The sequence below is a fragment of the Rhodobacter lacus genome (genome assembly GCF_042683065.1).
Lineage (GTDB): Bacteria > Pseudomonadota > Alphaproteobacteria > Rhodobacterales > Rhodobacteraceae > Rhodobacter > Rhodobacter lacus.
The window spans coordinates 216,997-234,162 of sequence record NZ_JBHUIX010000005.1; the positions used below are offsets into that span (position 1 = coordinate 216,997).

14 protein-coding genes are annotated in these 17,166 nt (G+C 65.2%); 4 read left to right on the plus strand and 10 right to left on the minus strand.

The window, feature by feature from the left end:
- Window positions 1-59 precede the first annotated feature (59 nt).
- The 10 genes from ACFSM0_RS06145 to ACFSM0_RS06190 all read right to left on the minus strand — a co-directional run bounded on the left by ACFSM0_RS06145 (window position 60) and on the right by ACFSM0_RS06190 (window position 9,805).
- Entirely contained in the window at window positions 60-215 is a 156-nt protein-coding gene (locus tag ACFSM0_RS06145) for a hypothetical protein (protein ID WP_377388352.1), read from the minus strand.
- A 100-nt stretch (window positions 216-315) separates the two neighbouring features.
- A complete protein-coding gene (locus ACFSM0_RS06150; protein WP_377388354.1) occupies window positions 316-765 on the minus strand; it encodes a hypothetical protein in 450 nt (149 codons plus the stop codon).
- A gap of 69 nt (window positions 766-834) precedes the next feature.
- The gene (gene idi, locus ACFSM0_RS06155) at window positions 835-1,365 is read right to left on the minus strand and encodes an isopentenyl-diphosphate Delta-isomerase (RefSeq protein ID WP_377388356.1); all 531 of its coding nucleotides are present in this window, start codon (window positions 1,363-1,365) and stop codon (window positions 835-837) included.
- 5 nt (window positions 1,366-1,370) lie between these two features.
- A complete protein-coding gene (locus tag ACFSM0_RS06160) occupies window positions 1,371-2,546 on the minus strand; it encodes a geranylgeranyl diphosphate reductase (protein ID WP_377388358.1) in 1,176 nt (391 codons plus the stop codon).
- A 2-nt stretch (window positions 2,547-2,548) separates the two neighbouring features.
- The gene (locus ACFSM0_RS06165; protein WP_377388360.1) at window positions 2,549-3,835 is read right to left on the minus strand and encodes a BCD family MFS transporter; all 1,287 of its coding nucleotides are present in this window, start codon (window positions 3,833-3,835) and stop codon (window positions 2,549-2,551) included.
- Window positions 3,832-4,746: a chlorophyll synthase ChlG gene (gene chlG / locus ACFSM0_RS06170; RefSeq protein ID WP_377388362.1), complete on the minus strand. Its 915-nt coding sequence runs from the start codon at window positions 4,744-4,746 to the stop codon at window positions 3,832-3,834. The genes ACFSM0_RS06165 and chlG overlap by 4 nt, the downstream gene beginning before the upstream one ends.
- Before the next feature lie 37 nt (window positions 4,747-4,783).
- Complete coding sequence (gene bchJ, locus ACFSM0_RS06175) at window positions 4,784-5,422, minus strand: bacteriochlorophyll 4-vinyl reductase (RefSeq protein WP_377388364.1); 639 nt, start codon at window positions 5,420-5,422, stop codon at window positions 4,784-4,786.
- 18 nt (window positions 5,423-5,440) lie between these two features.
- Window positions 5,441-7,183: a magnesium-protoporphyrin IX monomethyl ester anaerobic oxidative cyclase gene (gene bchE / locus ACFSM0_RS06180; RefSeq protein ID WP_097068145.1), complete on the minus strand. Its 1,743-nt coding sequence runs from the start codon at window positions 7,181-7,183 to the stop codon at window positions 5,441-5,443.
- A 381-nt stretch (window positions 7,184-7,564) separates the two neighbouring features.
- Complete coding sequence (ppsR, locus tag ACFSM0_RS06185; protein ID WP_377388367.1) at window positions 7,565-8,974, minus strand: transcriptional regulator PpsR; 1,410 nt, start codon at window positions 8,972-8,974, stop codon at window positions 7,565-7,567.
- Between the two features lie 75 nt (window positions 8,975-9,049).
- Window positions 9,050-9,805: a cobalamin B12-binding domain-containing protein gene (locus ACFSM0_RS06190; protein ID WP_377388369.1), complete on the minus strand. Its 756-nt coding sequence runs from the start codon at window positions 9,803-9,805 to the stop codon at window positions 9,050-9,052.
- Between the two features lie 424 nt (window positions 9,806-10,229).
- Here ACFSM0_RS06190 and bchF point away from each other — a divergent pair, with 424 nt between their 5' ends.
- The 4 genes from bchF to ACFSM0_RS06210 are packed head-to-tail and all read left to right on the plus strand — an operon-like array spanning window position 10,230 to window position 17,158.
- Window positions 10,230-10,748, plus strand: a complete 519-nt coding sequence (gene bchF / locus ACFSM0_RS06195) for a 2-vinyl bacteriochlorophyllide hydratase (RefSeq protein WP_377388371.1) — start codon at window positions 10,230-10,232, stop codon at window positions 10,746-10,748.
- Window positions 10,745-12,022 (plus strand): ferredoxin:protochlorophyllide reductase (ATP-dependent) subunit N, encoded by a 1,278-nt coding sequence (locus ACFSM0_RS06200; RefSeq protein ID WP_377388373.1) that lies wholly within the window; start codon window positions 10,745-10,747, stop codon window positions 12,020-12,022. The genes bchF and ACFSM0_RS06200 overlap by 4 nt, the downstream gene beginning before the upstream one ends.
- Window positions 12,019-13,584: a ferredoxin:protochlorophyllide reductase (ATP-dependent) subunit B gene (gene bchB, locus ACFSM0_RS06205; protein ID WP_377388375.1), complete on the plus strand. Its 1,566-nt coding sequence runs from the start codon at window positions 12,019-12,021 to the stop codon at window positions 13,582-13,584. The genes ACFSM0_RS06200 and bchB overlap by 4 nt, the downstream gene beginning before the upstream one ends.
- Before the next feature lie 4 nt (window positions 13,585-13,588).
- Window positions 13,589-17,158, plus strand: coding sequence for a magnesium chelatase subunit H (locus ACFSM0_RS06210; RefSeq protein ID WP_377388377.1), 3,570 nt, complete (start codon window positions 13,589-13,591; stop codon window positions 17,156-17,158).
- The last annotated feature ends 8 nt before the right edge of the window (window positions 17,159-17,166 follow it).

Sequence of the window (17,166 nt, forward strand, 5' to 3'; positions counted from 1 at the left end):
CAGAAAGGACCGTGTGCCAAGGGGCACCCCGGCACACGGCCCTTCCCGCCGGGCTTGGCTCAGCAGGGGTTATCGACGACCACGTTCGACATCGTCGAAAGATCATCGACCCCGCCTTCACACTGGCCAATTTTTTCGGCGCAACCGGCCAGAGTCACACACAGCAGCAGGGCCGTCAGGGTGATGGGCAGGGCGGGGGTAAAGGGACGGCTCATGACGTTTCCTCCAAGCGTCGTGGTCTGTTCTCAAGACCTGTGAACTATATAGTTCAGAAGTCTCGCACGCGCCCTGATCTGGGTCAAGATTCTCGCAGCGTCACTCGAAAGCGCGGAAGCGGGCCCCGTAGTTGAGAGCACGGCGCGCGCAACGCTCCATCGCCGCGAGACGCCATTGCGGGGTGCGGTCCCCCACCGCCGTGCTGTCGCGCGCGAGCTTGGCGCGCCCGCGGGCAATCGCGGCGCCCATGTCCATATCGAGCGCGCGCAGGCGCTTGATCCAGAATTGCGCGGCCTCGTCGTACAAGCTGCCCTCCGGCGCGCCCGTGGGCACCACCGCCTGCGCCACGGTGAGGCAATAGCCCGCCTCGGCGCCGGGGTCAGGCGTATCAAAAAGATAGCTGACAGGCGCGGTGAACTGGCTCTTCCAGAGCAGCCAGAACAGCACCCCGAGCACCGCCACCAGCGCAACGCCGCCGCCCCAGATCAGGAGCGGCGAGAACTCTTCCTCCGGGTTGACCCGGGGCCGGTAGCGACGCGATGCGGGCATGAAAAATCCTCCGCGCCCAGTTTAGGCGCGAAGGCTCAAGCTTTCGTTAAACGCGCTCGGGAGCGGCGCTCAGGCCGCGGTCGGGGCAAAGATCATCTCGCGGTGGCGCTCGATGTAAATCTGCAGCCACGGCGTATAGCGCTCGGGGTTTGCGGCGATGCGGGCGGCGAGCGTGTCGATCGGCACCCATTCGGTGGTGGCCACCTCATCGGGGTTCGGCACCGGCTCGACCCCTTCGGGCGCCTCGGCGGTGAAGATCTCCACCACCTCATGCTCGATCATCTCCGGGCCGACATCGGCGCGATATTCGACCTGCCCCACATGGCGCAGATCCAGCGCCTTGAGCCCCAGTTCCTGCTCCAGCCGACGCGCGGTGCAATCTGCCGCCCCCTCGCCCCAATAGGGATGGGTGCAGCAGGTGTTCGCCCAGAGCCCCGGCGTGTGGTATTTGCTCAGCGCGCGCTGTTGCAAAAGCACCTTGTCGCCCCGCGTCACAAAGGCGGAGATGGCGAGGTGGCGCAGCCCCTTGCGGTGCACTTCCATCTTTTCGACCGGGGTCAGCGCGCCATCGACCCAGGCCGGGATCATCTCTTCCGCCATCGCCGTCACACCCATTGCGGCGGCACGAGGCCCGAGAGATGGGCGAGGTTCTTGAAGCCGATCTTGAGGTTCTTCATCGGCTGGAACGAGGTGAGCTTCTTGTTCATGTAGCTCTCGAAGGTCATGCGCTGCACATCAACATCGTGGCACAGGCTCACAAAGCGCTCGCGCCGTTCGTCGGTGTGGTAATACTTGTCCTGCATCATCCGCAACACCTTGAAGACGGTGGCGTGCTCTTTCATGAAATGCGCGCGCGCCAGTTTCAGCTCCGAGGCCTTGCCCGATTTCAGAAACGCCATCGCCGCTTCGGCGGCAAAGCGGCCACCGGCATGGGCGTAATAGATGCCCTCGCCCGAGGAGGGGGCAACCACCCCCGCCGCATCGCCCGCCAGCACCACATCCTTGCCATTGTCCCAGACATCGAGCGGTTCCAGCGGGATCGGCGCGCCTTCCTTGCGGATCGTTTCTTCCCCGGCAAGGCCGGACATATCGCGCAAAAGCGCGGTGCAATCCTTCAGGCTGACATCGGGAAGCTCGGTGCCCATACCGATCGAGGCGGTTTTGCCGTGCGGGAACACCCAGCCATAAAAATCGGGGCTGATGCGCCCGTCATAATAGACGTCGCAGCGCGTCGGATCATAATTTGCCACCGTGGTCGGGGCCTTGATGATCTCGTGGTAGGCAAAGACGAGCGGGATCTTTTTCGCGGGCACTTCCGCGCGCACCTGCGAGTTGGCGCCATCGGCACCAATCACCACGCGCGCGCCCACCTTGCGCTCTTCGCCGCTTTCCTTGTCGCGGTAGACGACGATGGTTTTGCCGGTGTCGCGCTCGATCCGCAGCCAGGTGCCGGTGAGCCGTTCCGCCCCCGCCTGCCGGGCGCGTTCGCGCAGCCATTCGTCATAATCCTCGCGGTCGACCATGCCGACAAAGCCATTCTCGATCGGAATGTCGACAAACCGCCCCGAGGGCGCGATCATCCGCGCCGAGGTGATTTTCGCCACCAGCAGATGGTCGGGAATGTCAAAATCGCGGATCAGCCGCGGCGGGATCGCGCCGCCACAGGGCTTGATGCGCCCGGCCCGGTCCAGAAGCGCCACCTTGTAACCCGCCCGGGCCAGATCCCAGGCCGCCGTGGAGCCCGAAGGACCGCCCCCGACCACGAAAGCATCGTATTCCATTATCATTCTCCCGCAATCACAGTGGGCACATGCGCCGCGCCCCGGGAGGCGACCACATTGGTCGCCATACCGGCCGCGACAAGGAAAAGGAGCGCTTCGGCTCCAAAAACGATCCCGAAGGCTGTGGCTTCGGGGAGGATCAGGCGCATCACATCGGCTGCGCCCGCACCAAGCAGGCCGCCAAAGCCCGCGGCAATGGCCTGCGCCGCGCCCCAAAGGCCCATCCGCGTGCCTTCGCGCGCCGCGCGGCCCTCACCGGCAAGCGACATCATCGCGCCGATGGCCGCCACGGCGAAAATGCCATTGAAAAAGCCAAGCCCCACCACCGCGGGCACGATCGGCGCGCCGGGCATCTGGCCCACCGCGGCAACGGCGAGGATCGCCGCTGCCGAGCCAAGGCAACCGCCCACCACCCAGCCCCGCAGCGTGCCGAGCTTGAGACCCGAGAGCGCGATGCCGACGGTGAGCATGCCGACGAAAACGCCGCCGTTCTGCACCCCCGAGAGCTTCGTCGTCTCGCCCGCGGTGAGCCCGAACACGAGGCCCGCATAGGGCTCAAGGATCAGCTCTTGCAGGAAATAGGCGGTCATCGAGAGGCAGAGGAAAAACGTGAAGGCGCGCGCCTGCGGCTCGGACCAGACCTCGCGCAGGCCCGCGCGCAGCGAGGTCGGGCGCTCTTCCGGTTCGGGGTGGGGCACCCGCCGTTCGATCCCCCAGACCGCGAGCGCGGTGACCACCAGCGCCCCCGCGGTGACGGCGCCCACGATCCACAGGAGCCGCTCCACCGAATAGGGGTCGAGCAGGTGCCCGACCGTGCCCGCGGTGGCGGCAATGCCGAAGATCATCATCAGCCAAGTGATGGTGGCGGCGGCGGCGCGGCGGCGCGGCTCGGTGGCCGAGGCCAGCAGCGCAAGCAGCGACGTGCCCGAGGCACCGACGCCAAAGCCGATGAGCGTATAGGCCAGCAGCGCGACCGCGAGCCCGGCCCAGAAGCTCATCGCCAGAACGGCAATGGCCACGGCGCCGAGAAAGGCGCCCAGACCCAGAACCGCCATGCCGCCGATCACGAAGACGGTGCGGTTGCCCTTGGTATCGGAGCGCAGCCCCCAGGCGGGGCGGGTGATCTGCAGCGCATAATGAAGCCCGACCAGCAGGCCCGGCAACAGCGCGGGCAGCGCCAGCTCCACCACCATCAGGCGGTTGAAGGTGGAAGTGGTCAGCACCACCACCGCGCCGATGCACAGCTGCACCAGCCCCAGCCGGAAGATCTGGAGCCAGCCAAGGGTCATATCACCATGCCCCGGATCGCGAAGGCGGTGATCATCATGCCCGAGACATACATCACGACGCCGGTGCCGTTATACCACGGCGCCTTGCCTTCCGGGTCGCGCATCCAGACCGACATGGCCCAGAATTGGCCGAAAAGCAGCACGAGGACCGCGCCCGCATGGAACGGCTTGCCGAAGAGGAAGAGCATGGTGATGACCAGCGCCTGCGCCAGCCCCATCACGGTGCAGGCAATCTTGGCGGCCACTTCGGGCCCGTAGACCGCGGGCAGCGAGCGGATGCCGAGCTTGCGGTCCCCCTCGATCGCCTTGAAATCGTTGATCGTCATGATGCCGTGTGCACCAAGCGCGTAAAGCGTGGCCATGGCGACGATCGGATAGGTGGGCGCGGCGCCCACGGTGGCGAGCAGCACTGCGGCGCCGGTGATCCACGGCAGCCCCTCATAGGCGATGCCAACAAGCCCCGGCCCCCACCAGCCCGAGCGCTTGAGCCGCACCGGCTCGACCGAATAGGCCCAAGCCGCGAGCACGCCAACCACGGTGGCGCCAAAGCCCCAGCTGCCGAGCTGCCAGCCGACAACGAGCGAAAGCGCCGACATCGCGAGCGCGATGTAAAGGCCCCAATAGCCCGGAATCCGCCCCGAGGGGATCGGCCGGTCCGGCTCGTTGATCGCGTCCACATGCCGGTCACACCAGTCATTCGCCGCCTGCGACATGCCGCAGACGATCGGCCCGGCGAGCACGATGCCCAGAAGCACAAGCCCCCAATGCGACCAGATCGCCACGCCCGAGGAAACCGCACCGCACAGGTAAGCCCACATCGGCGGGAACCATGTCACGGGCTTGATCAGCCGCAGCATCGCGCGCGGCTCGGGAAGGGTGCGTTGGGTCGTCAGACTGTCTGGGGCGCTCATGGGTCGATCGAACCGGTTTGGCGGGCGAGCGCGAAGCTCAGCCCGAGTGGACAGGCGCAAGGTGCGGCTGCGTGCCGCCTTGCGGGTTCAGGACGAAGCGGCAAGGCCCGGGGCCGACCGAGGCGCAGGAGACCTCCTCCACCGTGCAATCGGGCCAGACGAGCGTGGAGAAAAGGCGCTGAAACACCGCCGCATGCCAGTGGCAGGAGGGGTGATCGGCGCTTTCCGCGCGCAAGGGGTTGCCGTCGATACGGAAGGTGAGCGGCTTGAACCCCTCGACCCGGAATTGCCCGGAGCCAACGAAGGTCCAGGCGTGTTTGGTGATCGCCCCCGCCAGCAGTCGCGCGCCAAGCGCGGGCGGCAGCAGCTTGATCAGCGTTTTCGCAAAGCCGGGAATGCGATTGGCGAGGATATAGTCGCCCGTGGCAAGCCCCGAGAGCCACAAAAGGCCCTCGGCTTCCTCGCCCTGATCGACGCGCAACGCCTGATGCACCGCAAAACACTGGCTCTCCGGCAGCATGCCGCTGTCGGCCGGGGGGACAGGCACCCCGGCCAGCTTCATGATCCGATCACGCTCGGCGCGGCCCAGATGACGGTCGAGCACACCGATCGTTTGCAGGATTGCGTTGGGCCCGATCCGGGGCTCATCCTGCGTCTCATGTGGCGCCCCGACCATGGCACGCCCTCCTTTTCGTTATTCCGCGGCGTCGACCATCTGCGTCTTGCCGCCCCCGCAGGCCATCGGCGCGGTGGTTTCCCCGGCGTGCTCGGCAGAGCGCGCCTCATGCGTTTCGGGCGAGAGGTCGAATTCGTCCTCGGCGCCTTCCGGCAGCACGAAGTTGGCGCTGTTGCGTTCGGTCGCGCGTTCCTTCATCTGCGCGCGCACCGCCTCCTGGCGTTCCTTGTGCTTGCGCGAACGCTCGGCCGCGGCTTCCCAGTCAGCCACCTGCGCATCGGCGATCTGGCGGGTATCGTCGAAATGCCAGTCCACCTTCTCTTTCGACTGCGGGCCCCAGTAGCCCGCCTTGCCAAGGTCATAGAAGGTGCGCCCCACCCCGGCCTTGAGGAAGGCCTTGAGGCAGCCCAGCAGGTAACGGCGGCGGAAGCCCGTGCCGCGCCACGGATAGTGGAACAGCGCCTTCTTGATGTAGAAGCGGCGGTAGTTGTTCATCACGCCGTCGAGCAACTCGCCCCGGGTCAGCGCCTTGGGCTTCATGATCGGCGTCACGAAGTTGTATTTCGAGAAGTCGAAGACCTCGACCTGATCGCGCAGTTCCTGGAACAGCGGCGTGAACGGCCAGGGCGTATACATCGACCAGTTGGCAAGGTCCGGCTGCCAGTCCCACGCCATCTGGTAGGTTTCTTCCAGCGTCTCCTTGGTCTCGTTGTCGAGACCGACGATGAATTGCGCCTCGGTGAAGATGTCGGCCTCGCGCAGAAGGCGGATCGCCTCCTTGTTCTCGGCGACCGTGGTCTCCTTGTTGAACATGTCGAGCTTGAGCTGGGCGGCCGCCTCGGTGCCAAGCGAAATGTGCACAAGGCCCGCCTCACGGTAGAACTTGAGCAGATCGCGGTCGCGGTAGATGTCGGTCACGCGGGTGTTGATGCCCCACTTGATCTTGTGGTTCAGCCCGCGGTCGATCATCTCCTGACAGAATTCGACGAATTTCTTCTTGTTGATCGTCGGTTCCTCGTCGGCGAGGATGAAGAAGCCGACGCCGTGGTTTTCCACCAGATCCTCGATCTCGTCGACCACCGCTTTGGGCGAGCGCACGCGATAGTCGCGCCAGAATTTCCATTGCGAGCAGAACGAGCAGGTGAAGGGGCAGCCCCGCGCCATGTTCGGGATCGCGACCTTCACGCCGAGCGGGATATAGATGTAGTGTTTCCACTCGATCATCGACCAGTCGGGTTTCAGGCTGTCGATGTCTTTCACGGTCGGCGCGGCTTGCGTTGCCACGATCTCGTCGCCTTCATGGAAGGCAAGGCCCTTGATCGACTTGCGGTCTTCCGGCCAGCGGCCCTCGGCGACGCATTTCGCCACCTCGACCATGATCTCTTCGCCTTCACCGCGCACGATCGCGTCGATCCAGGGCGCTTCCGACAGCACCTGACGGAACATGAAGGTGGCGTGCACGCCGCCGAGCAGGCCGACCGTATGCGGCGCCGCTTCCTTGGCGATTTTCAGCGTTTCTTCCGCCTCGTAGATCGAGGGGGTGATCGAGGTGACGCCGACGATGTCGGGCTGCAGCGCGGCGATGCGCTTTTTCAGCTCGTCATGCGGCACGTTCAGCGTCATCGCGTCGATGAAATGAACGTCGTCAAACCCCGCTTCTTTCAGGTGACCGGCCAGATAGGCGACCCAAGCCGGGGGCCAGTTCCCCGCGATCTCGGCCCCGCCGGAGTGGTAATTGGGGTGGACGAAAAGGATGCGCATGGCTGACCCTCCAGGGCGTAGGTGTAAACCTCAGTTGACAACAATCCCAACCATATTAATTGGCACAGGTCAAATGCAGAAAATTGCCGCACCCCTCTGGAAGGGCCCGGCCCCGCGCCTCAAGTCATTGTAACAGAAATGTTTTATCCAAGAGACACCGGGCGCGACGCCCGCCTGCGACGGGGTGGCGCAGTGCGACAGCGGCGGTGTTGCGCCACGCCTGACAGTGTGCACCAGAATTCAAGAGGCGCAAACTGCGACAAAGCGTCTAGCCAGATTGGCAAAAGATGAATCAGCGGGAGGGGTGTTTTCAGGCCGCAGGCGCGCCCGGCCACGCGGGCCCGCACCCCGACTCAGCCCCCTCGCGGGCGCCTGCCCGGCTCAGTCGATTTCCTTGCTCAGAAGACCGAACTTGCGCAGCTTCACATAAAGCGACTGGCGCGACAGGCTGAGGAGTTCCGCCGCAGCCACGCGGTTGTTGCCGGTGAGTTCAAGCGCGGTCTCGATGCACATCTTCTCGATGATCTCGGTGGTCTCGGCCACGATGTCGCGCAGCGTCGCATAGCCGACCATCTGCATCACATTGCGCAGGCCCTCATTGCTGGCTGCGCCGGGCAGGATGCGCGTGGCATCGGCAAGGTTCGAATCGCGGATGACAAGCGCAATCGTCGGATTGGCGCGTTCGGAAAACAGCGTCGCCGACAGCTCGACCGCCACCTGCCCCGAGAAATCGGTGTTCAGCCGCGTCACGTAATGGCGCAGATGGCCAATGCGCTTGACGTTATCAAGCATCACGTTGAGGTCGATCGTCCCGCGCGAGAGGAACTCGGCAAAAGAGCGCCCCTGCACCATCGCCGCCGAGCCTGCATCGGTCAGGTAGAGGAAGGCGTCATTGGCGGCGCGGATCGTGCCATCGGCCTCAAGAAACACCATCGCATCGATGCCCTTGAGGAAAAGCCGCTCGGAAAGATCGCCGATGTCATCGGCGCGGGGGCGCGCCACTTCGGCCACCCCGAGACGGCACAGCAAAAGCCGGTCCCCGGCCGCGCGGAACAGCGTGGCGGAGACCGCCACCTTGCGCTTCGAGCGGCGGATCGTCAGATCGAGCGAGCCGAGCGGGTCATTGCCCGCCACCTTCGCCAGCGCCTCAAGAAACTCGCCCCGCCGCCGCCCCTCAAGCTCGTTGGAGGCGGGCGCGCCCAGCAGTTCGGCCCGGGTCGCGCCAATCAGCGCCGTTGCGGCGCCGTTCAGATCAACGATGCGCCCGTTGGCGAGCGAAACAATCAAAAGCGGTGCCGGATTGGCCTCAAGCAGCACCCGATAGCGCGTTTCAAGCTCGCGCTGCGCCTCGTAATCGCGTTCCAGCGCGAGCTGCGCCTTCACAAGCTGCTGCTGCACCTCGGCAATCGGGCGCATGTCGCGCCCGATCATCAAAATCGTGCCCTCGGCACCGGAGCGGGTCAGCGTGTAGCGGATTGGAAACTGGATCGCGTCGCACAGATGGGTGAGTTCAAGCACCAGGGCGCGGTTCGGATCCAGCTCGGCCTCAAGCCGGCGCTGCAGCTTTTCGTAGCTTTCCGGGCTGAACAGATCGGCGAGGCGTTGGCCCTGCCATTGCGAGAACCGATCCGGCGGGCCAAGTTGAGGGCTGGCAAATACGAGATTGACGACACCGTCCGGCGCGACCACCAGGGCGATATCGCAGGCCGACGTGACAATGTCGGCCAAGAGCGCGGGAGGAACCCGTTGCAGGGCCTCCCGTCGCACCAAGAAGCTGCCATCAGATGTCACGGCCGAAACCTTTCCTGAACCCGTGTCTCTTCCCTCAGCCTTCCCCTGTCATTCTCAACCCCGACCCGTTCCCTGTCACGCCAGCGCGAACTCGGATATTACCACCGAAAGATCGTTGGTCACCAGATCGGCGCCGGTCTTGGCGAGAGCCTCTGCGCGCTGCGCGACAATCGCCCCGCCAATCGCAACCCGCATTCGGCCCTTAGTCAGGCTGGACAGCGTTTTGACCAGTTTTGCGGAGATTTCAACCCTCTCCATGCTGCCAACCGTAATCAGCGCCGCATCAAACCGATTTGTGGACATCAGACGCGACAGATCACTCAACCCGGGCGCGAACAGGAGGCGCACCGAGATACCTTTCCGGCGCAGGCCCATCGCCACCACCAGCGCGCCAAGCGTATGCTGCTCGCCGGGAGGAACGATGACCAAAACCGTCGACGTATTCGCCGGATTTGACGAATCCGCCGTAAAGTCCGATTGCAGAGAATGAAGGAGTTCCTGCAAGCGGGCGATCCCGACCGTGACCTGAGCGAAGCTGAGCTGGTCAGCCTCCCAGGCCAGCCCGATCTGTCGGGCCGCGGCGGGCACGTATTTGGAAGCAATGTCTTCCGAGGCGACAAACGCGCCCCGAAAATCATCGAGACACAGGTCCATCGCACCAAGCTCTGGCCCTGTGGCAAGCTCGACCAACCGGTTCACAAGCGCGGTCCGCAGCTCTCCCACTCCATCACGACGACGCGCGGCAAGCCGCCCAATCGCCTCAAGAGCGAGCCCAACGAACCCATCAAGGCTGCCGTTGGCCCGCTCGACTTCAAAACTGATATCCCGCATCAGAGTCCCCGAAACCCAACGATCGCGGCGGGTCTTCCCCACCCTCCGCGAGCGGAACATAAAAGATGGGGATCGCTCCCCCGGCGTTATTCGACATCAACAAGACACCAATGTCCACCAAAATTGACAAGGTGCGACACCGCCACACAAAGCGCCGCATGGCACTGTGACAACGGTCACGAAATGCCGGGCTCACCCTCAAAAATGCCTTTTCACGGCAGCATCTTGCGGCAACTGGTCGCAGGTTGCAAGAGGGCGTTGACCGGACGTCACGGCAGGGTCATGTCGCGGCCCCATACGGCCCCTTCCGCCCCGCCAGCGGCGTTTGGGCGCGGCGCAAGAGTGTAAGTTTTCGTTGACACTTCGGGGCCATTGCCTAACCTGACGGCTACTGCGCGCCCACGAAGAAAGGCTGTCTGCCACTATGCCACACACCCCCCGTCCATCGTCGAAGTCTCTCTATACGCCGGAGGAACGTGCCCGCCGCGATGCCACGCCGTGGACCATCGTGCAGGCGGTTCTGGCGCCGTTGCAATTTTTCGTCTTTGCAGTCTCGCTCGGGCTGGTGCTGCGCTACCTGTTCACCGGAGATGGCTATACTGCGGCCACAGTTTCCATCCTGATCAAGACCTTGATCCTCTACACGATCATGGTCACCGGGGCGATCTGGGAGAAGGTGGTGTTCGGGCAATATCTTTTTGCCCCCGCTTTCTTCTGGGAAGACGTGTTCTCCTTCGCGGTGATCGCGCTGCATACGGGCTACCTCTGGGCGCTGTTCACCGGCCAGTCGCACAATCTGCAGATGTTCATCGCGCTCGCCGCCTACACCACCTATGTCATCAACGCCGGACAGTTCCTGTGGAAACTGCGCCAGGCCCGGCTTCAGGCCGCAAGTGAGTCGGCCCCCACGGGCACGCTCGCGATGGAGCAAGGCACGCCATGACCCTCGATTCGCCGAAACTGGGCTGCACCGATTCTCCGGTGCGGCATGAGCGCGGCCAGAAAGCCGTTTTCTGTGGCCTCACCGGCATCGTCTGGTTGCACCGCAAGATGCAGGACGCCTTCTTCCTCGTGGTCGGCTCGCGCACCTGCGCCCATTTGCTGCAAGCTGCCGCGGGGGTGATGATCTTCGCCGAGCCGCGCTTTGGCACTGCCGTGCTCGAAGAGCAGGATCTTGCCGGGCTCGCCGATGCCAATGCCGAGCTGGACCGCGAGGTTGCGCGCCTTCTGGAGCGCCGCCCCGACATCCGCCAGCTTTTCCTTGTGGGCTCCTGCCCGTCGGAAGTGATCAAGCTTGATCTCGAACGCGCGGCCGAGCGGCTCAACGCCCATCATGCGCCGCATGTGCGGGTCTATGCCTATTCGGGCTCGGGGCTCGACACGACCTTCACGCAGGGCGAAGACACCTGCCTTGCCGCGATGGTGCCGACGCTGAAGCCCGCCGAAACCGCGGAGCTTCTGGTGGTGGGCGCGCTCCCCGATGTGGTGGAGGATCAATGCGCGTCGCTGCTCGCACAACTTGGCCTCCCCTCGGTGCGCTTCCTGCCCGCGCGGCGCTCGGATGCGGCGCCCGCCGTGGGGCCGAACACCCGGTTCATCCTCGCGCAGCCGTTTTTGGGCGACACCGCCGCGGCGCTTGAACGCCGCGGCGCCAAGCGCATCGCCGCCCCCTTCCCCTTTGGCGAAGAGGGCACGACGCTCTGGCTCAAGGCCGTTGCGGATGTTTATGGTGTGAGCGCAGAGACCTTCGAGGCCGTTACCGCCGCGCCGCGGGCGCGGGCGAAAAAGGCGCTCGCCGCGCATCGCGGCACGCTGGAGGGGCGCTCGCTCTTCCTCTTCCCCGACAGCCAGCTTGAGATCCCGCTCGCGCGCTTTCTCGCCCGCGAATGCGGCATGGTGCCGACGGAAGTGGGCACGCCCTTCCTGCACCGCGCGATCATGGCGCCGGAACTCGCGCTTCTGCCCGCGGGCGCCAGCCTCACCGAGGGCCAGGATCTCGAAGCGCAGCTTGAGCGCCACGCCGCGATCAACCCAGACCTCACCGTTTGCGGGCTTGGGCTTGCCAACCCGCTCGAGGCGCAGGGCCATGCGACGAAGTGGGCAATCGAACTCGTCTTCACGCCGATCCATTTCTACGAGCAGGCAGGCGATCTCGCGGGGCTGTTCTCGCGCCCGCTGCGCCGCCGTGCGCTGCTTGCGGGGGGGAGCGCCGCATGAAACTGACGCTTTGGACATATGAAGGCCCGCCGCATGTCGGCGCGATGCGCGTTGCCACCTCGATGAAGGACATGCATCTGGTGTTGCATGGGCCGCAGGGCGACACCTATGCCGATCTTCTCTTCACGATGATCGAGCGGCGCAATGCCCGCCCGCCGGTGGCGTTTTCGACCTTTCAGGCCGCCGATATGGGCGCCGATACCGGGCTTTTGCTGAAAGAGACGATCAAGGCGACGCAGGAGCGCTATCAGCCGCAGGCGATGGCGGTGGCGCTCACCTGCACCGCCGAGCTTTTGCAAGACGACCCCGAGGGGATCGCGCGCGCGCTTGCGCTCCCCATTCCGGTGGTGCCGCTCGAACTGCCGAGCTATTCGCGCAAGGAGAACTTCGGCGCCGACGAGACCTTCCGTGCGCTGGTGCGCGCGCTCGCCAAGCCGATGGAGCGCACCCCCGAGGTGAGCTGCAACATCCTTGGCCCCAATGCGCTTGGCTTCCGCCACCGCGACGACGTGGTCGAGGTGACAAAACTCCTTGAAGGCATGGGCGTGACGGTCAATGTCGTCGCGCCCATGGGCGCCACGCCCGATGACCTGCGCAAGCTCGGTCAGGCGCATTTCAACGTGCTCCTCTACCCCGAAACCGGGGAGAGCGCGGCCCGGCATCTGGAGCGGACCTGCAAGCAGCCCTTCACCAAGACCGTGCCGATGGGCGTGGGCGCCACGCGCGACTTTCTGGCCGAGGTGAGCAAGCTCACCGGCCTGCCCGTCAAGGCCGATGAGCGCACGCTGCGCCAGCCGTGGTGGAGCGCCTCGGTCGACTCGACCTATCTCACCGGCAAGCGGGTGTTCCTGTTTGGCGACGGCACCCATGTGATCGCCGCCGCGCGGATCGCCGCGAAGGAAGTGGGCTTCGAGGTCGTTGGCATGGGCTGCTACAACCGCGAAATGGCGCGGGCGCTGCGCACTGCCGCCGCCGAATACGGCGTCGAGCCGCTGATCACCGATGATTACCTTGAGGTCGAAAAGGCGATCGAGGCGGCGGCGCCGGAGCTGATCCTCGGCACGCAGATGGAGCGCAACATCGGCAAGAAGCTGGGCATCCCCTGCGCGGTGATCTCGGCGCCGGTCCATGTGCAGGATTTCCCCGCCCGCTACGCCCCGGTGATGGGGTTTGAGGGCGCCAATGTGCTCTTTGACAGCTGGATCCATCCGCTCGTGATGGGGCTGGAGGAACACCTGCTGACGATGTTCCGCGAGGACTTTGAATTCCACGACGCAGCCGGCGCCAGCCATCATGGCGGCAAGCACGTCGAGCGGGCCGAAGCGCCCGAACCGGCCGCGCAAGCGGCCCCGCAAACGCAAGTCGACACCCCGGCCGTGCCGGTAGTCGAGCCCTCGGGCGACATCCGCTGGATGCCCGAAGCCGAGCGCGAGCTGAAAAAGATCCCGTTCTTCGTGCGGGGCAGAGCAAAGCGCAACACCGAGCTTTTTGCCGCGCACAAGGGTGTGCGCGACATCACCGTCGAAACCCTCTACGAGGCCAAGGCCCACTATGCACGATGAGTCGATGAGCGGAACCATGCCGCTGCCGCCGCACCGTCCGGGCGGCTATAACGTCGTGATCGTTACTCTGGATGCGCATGCCGCGGGCCCTGCCGCCCGCGCCCTGCCCCGGCTGCAACACGACTTCCCCGACCTGCACATCACCGTTCACGCCGCCGCCGAATGGGCCGAAAGCCCCGCCAAGCTCGCCGCCGCGAAAGCTGCGGTGCTTGAGGCGAATATCATCGTCGCGAACCTTCTGTTCATCGACGAGCATCTGCAATCGATCCTGCCCGAGATGACCGCGGTGCGGGACCGGCTCGATGCCTTTGTCGGCATGGTGGCCGATCCGCAGATCGTGCGCCTGACAAAGATGGGCGATCTCGACATGACGAAACCGGCCTCCGGGCCGATGGCGCTTCTCAAGAAGCTGCGCGGGAAAAACGAGCCGGGCGCGGGCTCTGCCGAAAAGCAGATGACGATGCTGCGCCGCATCCCGAAGATGCTGAAGTTCATTCCGGGCAAGGCGCAGGATCTGCGCGCCTGGTTCATCTGCATGCAATACTGGCTTGGCGGCTCGGAAGACAATATCGAGTCGATGGTGCGCTACCTCGTCAGCCGCTACTCCGACAATGTCGATTGGCGCGGCGCGAAGGTTGCGGCCCCGGTCGATTACCCCGAGGTCGGGCTTTATCACCCCGACATGGCGGGCCGCATCACCACCGATCCGGCGAAGCTGCCGCAACCGGCCAACCCGGTGGCGACGGTGGGCGTGCTGATGCTGCGCTCCTACATCCTTGCCAAGGATACCGCGCATTACGATGCTGTCATCCGTGGCCTGCAGGCCAAGGGGCTGGCGGTACTGCCCGCTTTTGCGGGCGGGCTCGACGGGCGCCCGGCGATTGACGAATTCCTCAAGGGCAAGGTCGACACGCTGCTGTCGCTCTCGGGCTTCTCGCTTGTGGGCGGGCCCGCCTATAACGACAGCGATGCCGCGGTGACCGCGCTCAAGGAACTCGACGTTCCCTATGTTTCGGCGCAACCGCTTGAATTCCAGACGCTGGGGCAATGGCGCGCCTCGGGCGGCGGGCTTGGCCCGGTGGAAACGACGATGCTGATCGCGCTGCCCGAGATCGACGGGGCCACGAACCCGACCGTGTTTGGCGGGCGCCACGATCCGGCGGGCTGCGCGACCTGCCCGCATGGCTGCAAACCCGACCCGGAAGCCGAAAGCCATGCCATGGCCGCCTGCCCCGAACGGGTCGATGTGCTGGTCGACAAGGTGCTCCGCCTTGCGAAACTGCGCCGCTCCGAAGTGCAAAAGCGCAAAGTCGGCATTGTGCTCTACGGCTTCCCGCCGAATGCGGGTGCCGCGGGCACCGCCGCCTATCTTGCTGTGTTTGAGAGCCTCTTCAACTTCCTCCATGCGATGAAGGCCGAGGGCTATCAAACCGGCGAGCTGCCCGCCTCGGTCGATGACCTGCGCGCGGCGGTCCTTTGCGGCCCCGAGGCCACGCATGGCCAGCCCGCGCAGATCGCCGCGCGGCTCCCCGCCGCCGAGGTGGTGGCGCGCACGAAATGGCTCAAGGAGATCGAGGCTGTCTGGGGCGCGGCACCCGGCAAGCACCAGACCGACGGGCGCGATCTCTTCGTGCTCGGGCGCCAATTCGGCCATGTCTTCGTCGGCCTGCAGCCGGTCTTTGGCTATGAGGGCGACCCGATGCGGCTGCTCTTTGAAAAAGGCTTTGCTCCGACCCATGCCTTCGCCGCCTTCTATCGCTGGCTGCGCGAAGATTTCGCGGCCGATACGCTGCTTCACTTCGGCATGCATGGCGCGCTGGAGTTCATGCCCGGCAAACAGGCGGGCATGTGCGAGGAGTGCTGGCCGGACCGGATGATCGGGAACCTGCCGAACGTCTATCTTTACGCCGCCAACAACCCCTCTGAGGCCACGCTTGCCAAGCGCCGCTCGAATGCGGTGATCGTGAGCCACCTCACGCCGCCCTTGGCGCAATCGGGGCTCTACAAGGGGCTCTCGGAACTCAAGGAAAGCCTTGGACGGCTGCGTGCGCTGCCGCCCGGCTCGCCCGAGGCGGAAGACCTGTCGGAGCTCGTGCGCGAACAGGCGAAGGGCGTCGACATGGACGCCTCCGATCTCTCGACGCTTTGGGAAAAACTCCTTGAGACCGAGGGCGCGCTGATCACCGAGGGGCTCCACGTCCTCGGCAAGCCGATGACGGCGGAACACCGCGCTGAAATGCTGGACCTGATGCCGGAAACGGCAGACCGGGCCCGCGCCGACAAGTTCCTGCGCGAAGAGCACGAGATCAAGGCGCTGCTGCGCGCTTTGGGCGGGCGCTATATCGAGCCGGTGCCGGGGGGCGACCTTGTGCGCGCGCCGGAGATTCTGCCGACCGGGCGCAACATCCACGCGTTTGACCCGTTCCGCATGCCCACCGCCTTTGCGCTGCGCGATGGCGCGGCGCAGGCGGCGCGGCTTCTGGCCACCCACCCCACCCTGCCCCGTTCCGTGGCGCTGGTGCTCTGGGGCTCGGACAACATCAAATCCGACGGCGGGCCGATCGCGCAGGCTTTGGCGCTGATGGGCGCGAAACCGCGGTTTGACACTTACGGGCGGCTTGCCGGGGCCGATCTCATCCCGCTCCATGAGCTTGGGCGCCCGCGGATCGATGTGGTGATGACCCTTTCGGGCATCTTCCGCGACCTGCTGCCGTTGCAAACCAAGCTTCTGGCCGAGGCCGCATGGCTTTGCGCCAGTGCCGAAGACGAACCGCTCGCGCAGAACTTCATCCGCGCCCATGTGCTCGCCACGATGCAAGACACCGGGATGGATTTCGACACTGCGGCGCTGCGGGTGTTCTCGAACGCCGAAGGGGCTTACGGCTCGAACGTCAACACGCTCGTGGGCTCTGCGGGCTTTGGCGACGAAGACGAGCTGGCCGATGCCTATGAGGCGCGCAAGTCCTTTGCCTATGGCCGCGATGGCAAATCCACCAAACAGGTGAACTTGCTGCAAAACGTGCTCGGCAAGGTCGATCTGGCCTATCAGAACCTCGAATCCGTGGAACTCGGTGTCACCACCGTCGACCATTATTTCGACACGCTGGGCGGCATTGCGCGCGCCACCAAACGCGCGCAGGGCGGCAAGGATACGGCGGTTTACATCGGCGACCAGACCCGCGGCGCGGGCACGGTGCGCACGCTGCAAGACCAGATCGCGCTCGAAACCCGCGCGCGCTCGCTCAACCCGAAGTTCTACGAGGGCCTGCTCAAGCACGGCGCGGAGGGCGTGCGCCAGATCGAGGCGCAGGTGACCAACACGCTGGGCTGGTCGGCGACCACCGGCAAGGTCGACCCCTGGGTCTACCAACGGCTCTCGGAAACCTTCGTGCTCGACGAGGAGATGCGCAAGCGCCTCGCCGATCTGAACTCCGCCGCCTCGAGCCGGATGGCGCAGCGGCTTCTGGAGGCCTCCGACCGCAACTACTGGCAACCCGATCCTGAAACCCTCGCCGCGCTGCAGGCTGCCGCCGACGAGCTTGAGGACCGGATGGAAGGCGTGGCGGCCGAGTGACATGGACG

Coding starts and splice junctions, on each gene's coding strand:
- ACFSM0_RS06190 (WP_377388369.1), bottom strand. CDS start 9,805: ATGCGGGATATCAGTTTTGAAGTCGAGCGGGCCAACGGCAGCCTTGAT.
- ACFSM0_RS06160 (WP_377388358.1), bottom strand. CDS start 2,546: ATGGAATACGATGCTTTCGTGGTCGGGGGCGGTCCTTCGGGCTCCACG.
- ACFSM0_RS06200 (WP_377388373.1), top strand. CDS start 10,745: ATGACCCTCGATTCGCCGAAACTGGGCTGCACCGATTCTCCGGTGCGG.
- bchF (WP_377388371.1), top strand. CDS start 10,230: ATGCCACACACCCCCCGTCCATCGTCGAAGTCTCTCTATACGCCGGAG.
- bchB (WP_377388375.1), top strand. CDS start 12,019: ATGAAACTGACGCTTTGGACATATGAAGGCCCGCCGCATGTCGGCGCG.
- ACFSM0_RS06165 (WP_377388360.1), bottom strand. CDS start 3,835: ATGACCCTTGGCTGGCTCCAGATCTTCCGGCTGGGGCTGGTGCAGCTG.
- bchE (WP_097068145.1), bottom strand. CDS start 7,183: ATGCGCATCCTTTTCGTCCACCCCAATTACCACTCCGGCGGGGCCGAG.
- ACFSM0_RS06145 (WP_377388352.1), bottom strand. CDS start 215: ATGAGCCGTCCCTTTACCCCCGCCCTGCCCATCACCCTGACGGCCCTG.
- bchJ (WP_377388364.1), bottom strand. CDS start 5,422: ATGGTCGGGGCGCCACATGAGACGCAGGATGAGCCCCGGATCGGGCCC.
- idi (WP_377388356.1), bottom strand. CDS start 1,365: ATGGCGGAAGAGATGATCCCGGCCTGGGTCGATGGCGCGCTGACCCCG.
- chlG (WP_377388362.1), bottom strand. CDS start 4,746: ATGAGCGCCCCAGACAGTCTGACGACCCAACGCACCCTTCCCGAGCCG.
- ACFSM0_RS06150 (WP_377388354.1), bottom strand. CDS start 765: ATGCCCGCATCGCGTCGCTACCGGCCCCGGGTCAACCCGGAGGAAGAG.
- ACFSM0_RS06210 (WP_377388377.1), top strand. CDS start 13,589: ATGAGCGGAACCATGCCGCTGCCGCCGCACCGTCCGGGCGGCTATAAC.